At 61.8% G+C, this 5,353-nt stretch carries 5 protein-coding genes; all 5 read left to right on the top strand.

The annotated features are described in order from the left end of the window. Nucleotides 1-342 precede the first annotated feature (342 nt). Nucleotides 343-765, top strand: coding sequence for a hypothetical protein (locus ACOADB_RS00645; RefSeq protein ID WP_378595992.1), 423 nt, complete (start codon nt 343-345; stop codon nt 763-765). Beyond that, nucleotides 762-1,697, top strand: coding sequence for a hypothetical protein (locus tag ACOADB_RS00640; RefSeq protein ID WP_378595991.1), 936 nt, complete (start codon nt 762-764; stop codon nt 1,695-1,697). Before ACOADB_RS00645 ends, ACOADB_RS00640 begins: the two co-directional genes overlap by 4 nt. After that, nucleotides 1,694-2,647, top strand: a complete 954-nt coding sequence (locus tag ACOADB_RS00635) for a hypothetical protein (protein WP_378595990.1) — start codon at nt 1,694-1,696, stop codon at nt 2,645-2,647. The genes ACOADB_RS00640 and ACOADB_RS00635 overlap by 4 nt, the downstream gene beginning before the upstream one ends. Continuing rightward, nucleotides 2,640-4,463 (top strand): AAA family ATPase, encoded by a 1,824-nt coding sequence (locus ACOADB_RS00630; RefSeq protein ID WP_378595989.1) that lies wholly within the window; start codon nt 2,640-2,642, stop codon nt 4,461-4,463. Before ACOADB_RS00635 ends, ACOADB_RS00630 begins: the two co-directional genes overlap by 8 nt. Nucleotides 4,464-4,605: 142 nt before the next feature. Next, a partial coding sequence (locus ACOADB_RS00625) for an AAA family ATPase (protein ID WP_378595988.1) occupies nt 4,606-5,353 on the top strand: 748 nt, incomplete at its 3' end.

Raw genomic sequence — 5,353 nt, 5'->3', positions numbered from 1 at the left:
AACCGGGGCACGTTCGCGAAGTACCGGCAGCGTACGACACGGCCGTTGCCGATCGTGGTGCTGGCGCCTCGCTGAGGCACGCCTCTTTCGCCCAGAATGACCCGGCGCTCTCGACGTCTCGGGGACCTCAAGTTCCGCGTAGGTGTCAGCGTTTCGCCACGATCAAGTATCGAGCGGCCCTGGTAACCGAGTTGAAGTTGTGGACGAATGGGATGAACAGGGCCATACGGATACGTCGGTTCTCAGAAAGTTCCTCTGTCCTGCCCTACCCATCGCGATCTCCGTGAGAGAGTCGGGTCGCCACAATCACGGCGACCCTCCCCGACATCTAGCGAGCGACCGATGGACGTTTCTAAGATCAGGGAGTCATGGGGGATTGCTCCCAGACCGGGCGTGGCCTGGTTCTGTGTTGACGAGAGCCAGGTAACGTTCGCCCTCCACAAGGCCCCCGGACCTCGCCGCGTCATCCTCCGCACCTGGCCTCCCGGAACCCCCCTCGCCTGCGTCTTCGCACGCACCACGACCGGCAGCAGCGGCATACTCCAGGACCCGCATTACACACCCGACGCCTGCGACCACCTCACCGACAACCCGAAGTGCGACATCGACGAGCAGGGCCGCATCGTCATCAACTTGCCACTCTCGGCGAAAAAGAGCGTCCTCGACCACACCACCGCAACGTGCGAAGAACCCGACCCGAACGTCACACGTCGCGTGCTCATGGCGCCGGCCACGAACGCTGCCCCGGTACCGGTGGTGCCATGACCGGCCACACTTGGGAAGACCTCCAGCACGAGTACGAAACCGACACCATCGGGCACCTCTGGATTGACGAGGTTGAACGCATCGTCAGACGCATCGCCGACAAGTACCCGCCGGCGGTCTACAGCGAGACCGGCAACTGGGACGAAGCTGCCCTCGAGAACCTCACCCAGGATGTAGTCGTCACACAGTTGCTCGAAGAAGGGCAGCTGGACTACATCATGACGGTCGCCACCAGCATTGACCGAGCTCGCGCGCTCCTCACCCACACCGTGAAGCGCACTCTCGGCCGCAGCCGACGCCGAACCGTCATCGACAACCTCCTTGACCGGTTCAACGCCATCAAGCCCTTTGCTCCCGGCGGCCACACAGGCCCTCAGCCCACTGAAGTTGTCCTGATGACGGCTGCGAACCTAATTGCCAAACTCCCACGAGTCAGGATTATCAACAGCGACCGAGCGCCGATCGTCTACACCGCGGAGACACTGGACGAAATCATCCGGATCGTCACGGAGACCGTCGGCGAGGACATCCTTCGGCGGGACCTGGAAAGAATTCTCCGGTTGGTGTTGTCAGATTACGTTCCAAGCGCCCTTGTTGAATTTGAGGGGGGCCTAGATGAACCGGACCGGGCCTTCACACCAGAACAGGAAGTGGCAGTGCAAGACGTTGTGACCCGGCTGTCTTCGCTGCCTCCCGAAGCACTGACAATCCTCGCCTTCAAGATCGACGCCCGCTCCGATGACTACGTAGCGTCCCAACTGAACGTATCGCGCCCAATCGCCGCTAGACGCTTCAAGGAAGCGTCAAACGAAGTGGGCAACGCCATCCGCGAACTCTCCCCCACGTTGCAAGATGAAGTACTGGCAAGATTCGCCGACTTCCTCCTAACTGAACACCTTCCCCACAATGACTCATCTGGAGGCACTCGATGAACTCGGACGAGCGACCCACCTGGCTCGCCGATGCGTTGAGCAGAAAGCAGCGCAACCAACGGCCCACCCACGACCCGAACATCCGGCGCGGGCAGCTCCGACGCCTGGAGTCGATGGACCACGACGCCGCACCATCACGTCTTGTTCTTATTGTTGACGTGGACCCCAACAACGGATTCGCGACTGTGGCCCTTCTGTCCCCGGAGGCGGACAACGGCTCCGACCTAGACCGGGTGGTGCTCGGCAGCGAGTCGGGACTCACTTACGACCTGCTGCTGCTTTCGGATGTCGCAGGGCCCGCCTGGTTCCTTCAGCTTCAGTACCTGGTTTCGACCGCAACGTTGTCTTTCGAGTCGCTACCGATTGCCGGCGTTCATTTGAGGGATGAGAAGGATGCACGTTGGTCTTGGAAGGAGAAGGAACTTGAGGAGTTCATCGCACTCACAGGCGAGTGCCGACTCCAACTGCTCGATGGTGAACGGTTCAGCGTCGTCGACCCCGTCGCCCTAGATCTTGAGGTCGTTTCCGTCGAAGACCACCTGAGGTCGTCCGATGCCATCAATCGGTTGGTCGCGAACCACGAGGCACTCATCCCGCGCGAGGCTCTTGACGACCTTGCTGTGCCAATCACCCATCAAGCGCACGACTCCATACAGGCCCTTCGATTCACCGCTGCGCGGAACAAAGGGCAACTCCTTGCGACGGGCCACCCAGCAGACCGCGGGTCATCGCTTCGGTCGATCGAAGACGATCCGCTTCAAGTCGCGCTTGCATCGCTTGTCGTTCAGTTGAAGGATTCGACGCGCTGCGTGCGTGTCATGTCAGTCTCTTCACTCTGGCAGTCCGTACAGACGCAGGTTGGGCCTCCGGTCCTCGAGTACCGCGTAGGCGGGCGGCGCCTTCAGATCATTGTCAATGAGGTCGATGTACTGGAGGCCGCACGTGCCTGACTCAACTTGGTACGACGGGCTGACGTTGCGTAGCTGGCAACTGAAGAACTTCAAGTCGGTCGAGAACGCCGAGATTCCGCTTGCGCCGCTGACAGTGATCGTTGGTGCCAACTCGGCCGGTAAGAGCACTCTGCTGCAGTCAATTCGGGTGGCCGCACAGGCTGCGAATTCGAACGGCGACTACTTCCCATTGAACGCGGACCAGATTCGACTGGGGACCTTTGAAGAAACGCGCTTCGCGGGTGCGCATGAAGACGAGCCGATTCAGATCGGTGGTTGCTTTCACATGGGCACAGCAGACTTCTACCAATCGGCCGCAGCCGTCATGCCGTACGGAGGAGCCGCTCGGCGCCGCTTCCGGCGTCCCAGGGATGTTGTAGACAACACCAATCTCAAATGGGACCTCACCCTTCATGGAACGCCTGAGGCTCAGTCTGCCGCCACTCGCATCATCGCGGTCGAGGTCACTGCGTCAGTAGACGATGAAGAGCGAGCAAGTTTCAGGGCGGCTCGTTCAGCCGAGCCATCTCCTGTCTCGAACTTCGGCCACGAACTTCAGTACGACGGCGAGGTCATCGAGGACGGCGAACTTGTAGCCGACGCAATCGACGCGAACATCGTCGGCGGGTTCCCACGCGCCTACCTTCATACCGAAGCAGTCGCAGAGATCTTGTTCTGGAACTGGTACGCGTTTAGGGCTGACGAGGTCAAGCAGAACGTTCGACCTGTCGTTAGCCATGGCGAGCGACACGAGAGCGCCGACCTGCACGATCAGACCTCGATGACACCAACCGACGAACTCGCCAGAATCGTCATCGAAGACCTCACTCAGATCGCCGCGACCATCCCCGACGAAACTTGGAACTCCCCGGGCATTCGCCGCACCATTCTGATGCGCTTGCGCGAGTACTACAGCGATCACCCGGAGCGGTTGGACAACGACATCCAGCGAAGCCAGGTTGGAGAGGTCTTTCGCCAGGTACTAACGAATCTGAGCGGTGGCGACCGGCTAGCGGCGCAGGTATCCGAACTGCCCGACCTTCTCCAGGACGCGATCAATGAGGCCCAGGAGTTCCTCGCAACACGCGTCCAGCACCTCGGGCCATTGCGTATGGACCCGAAGGTTGTCTACACCTCGTCCCCCTCCGGCAACCTGGGCTTCATCGGGATGAAGGGCGAGTACACAACGTTCGTTCTTCACAACAATGAGCGGCAGCGCGTCGCGAATAGCCCCCACATCCCCGGAACTACTGCGCGCCCCCAGACACTTCTCGCCGCCGTGAACCGGTGGGCCACCTACCTCGGTATCGCCGAAGAGTTCGAAACCGAAGATCGTGGACGTCTTGGCCTCCAACTCTCAGTGAGACAGCCTGGCGTCGATCGGAAGCTCGACCTCACGGATGTGGGTACCGGTGTCAGCCAGATCTTGCCTGTGCTCGTCATGTGTCTTCAAGCACCCCCAGGCTCTCTGCTCCTGATCGAGCAGCCCGAACTTCACCTGAACCCCGGGGTCCAACAGCGCTTGGCCGACTTTCTACTCGCTGTCGCTCATAGCGGTAGGCAACTCATCATCGAGACGCATAGCGACTACCTGGTCACGAGACTTCGCCGGAAGACGGCCGAAGACAAGAGCGGCGCGACTCGAGATCGGATCGCACTCATCTTCGCCGAGCGCGAAGAGTCGTCAACCAAATACGACACCGTGAAGCCACAGCCGGACGGATCCATGACGAACTGGCCGCGCGCGTTCTACGACGACGCCGCCGACGACTCAAAGGCGCTGGTGAAGGCCCTTCTGGACAGCCTCGACGACTAGGCGGTCTGGACGGGCCCTGATGTCCTCGGCCAACTTCATCGTCCCACCGGTTTACATCCGCCACTGCAACCGCCCTTCACCAATCTGAAGGGCGGACGCAACATCAGCGCGACCTCCCGCAACAAGCGACATGGAGGAAGCAGTGCGCGTAGAAGAGTGCGTCACCAGCAACGACCTGATCACCGACAGGACCCCCGAGGACAGCGCCTGGGGCGCCATCGTCATGGACGAGGCCCTCAAGGACAAGATCCGTAACCAGGCACTCCTAACCATCCAGATGCGAAGCCAGCTGGCGTTCGCCAACACCGCCCTGCACGGCCAGATCGTTCTCTACGGTCCGCCCGGCACCGGCAAGACCACCCTGGCCCGCGGCCTGCCCCACCAGCTCGTGCCGTACGTCAGCGGGAGCACGGTCCGCCGTATCGAGATCAACCCGCACGGCCTCATGTCCGGCGAGCACGGCCGCTCCCAGCAGCAGGTGGCCGCCCTCCTCTCCGACCACATCCCCGGCCTCGCCGACGACGGCATCCCGACCATCGTCATCCTCGACGAGGTCGAGTCCATGGTCGTGGCCCGCTCCGAGGCATCCCTCGCCGCGAACCCCGCCGACGTCCATCGCGCCACCGACGCCGTCCTGACCGCGCTCGACGAGAACGGCCGCAAGAACCCCCACATCCTGTTCATTGCGACCAGCAACTTCACCAAGGGTCTCGACGAGGCGTTCATGTCCCGAGCCGACGCCACCATCTTCGTCCCGGCACCCAGCCCGGACGCGCTGGTCGCGATCCTCGCTTCCACCCTCGACGAGGTCGGGACGCTCCACGCGCCGCTGAAGAACCTCGCCAAGAGCCCGGCGCTCAAGGAGGTCGCGAAGGAGCTCACCGGCCTCG

Origin of the sequence: Nocardioides sp. CPCC 206348 (assembly GCF_048654705.1) — a bacterium.
In the GTDB taxonomy this organism is placed as follows: Bacteria; Actinomycetota; Actinomycetes; order Propionibacteriales; family Nocardioidaceae; genus Nocardioides.
The sequence above is the reverse complement of the archived record's forward strand: the minus strand, read 5'-3'. Positions and strand labels throughout refer to the sequence as shown.

Bases quoted from the DNA above. Each gene is read 5' to 3' on its own strand.
- ACOADB_RS00640 (WP_378595991.1), top strand. From the start codon at position 762: ATGACCGGCCACACTTGGGAAGACCTCCAGCACGAGTACGAAACCGAC.
- ACOADB_RS00635 (WP_378595990.1), top strand. From the start codon at position 1,694: ATGAACTCGGACGAGCGACCCACCTGGCTCGCCGATGCGTTGAGCAGA.
- ACOADB_RS00645 (WP_378595992.1), top strand. From the start codon at position 343: ATGGACGTTTCTAAGATCAGGGAGTCATGGGGGATTGCTCCCAGACCG.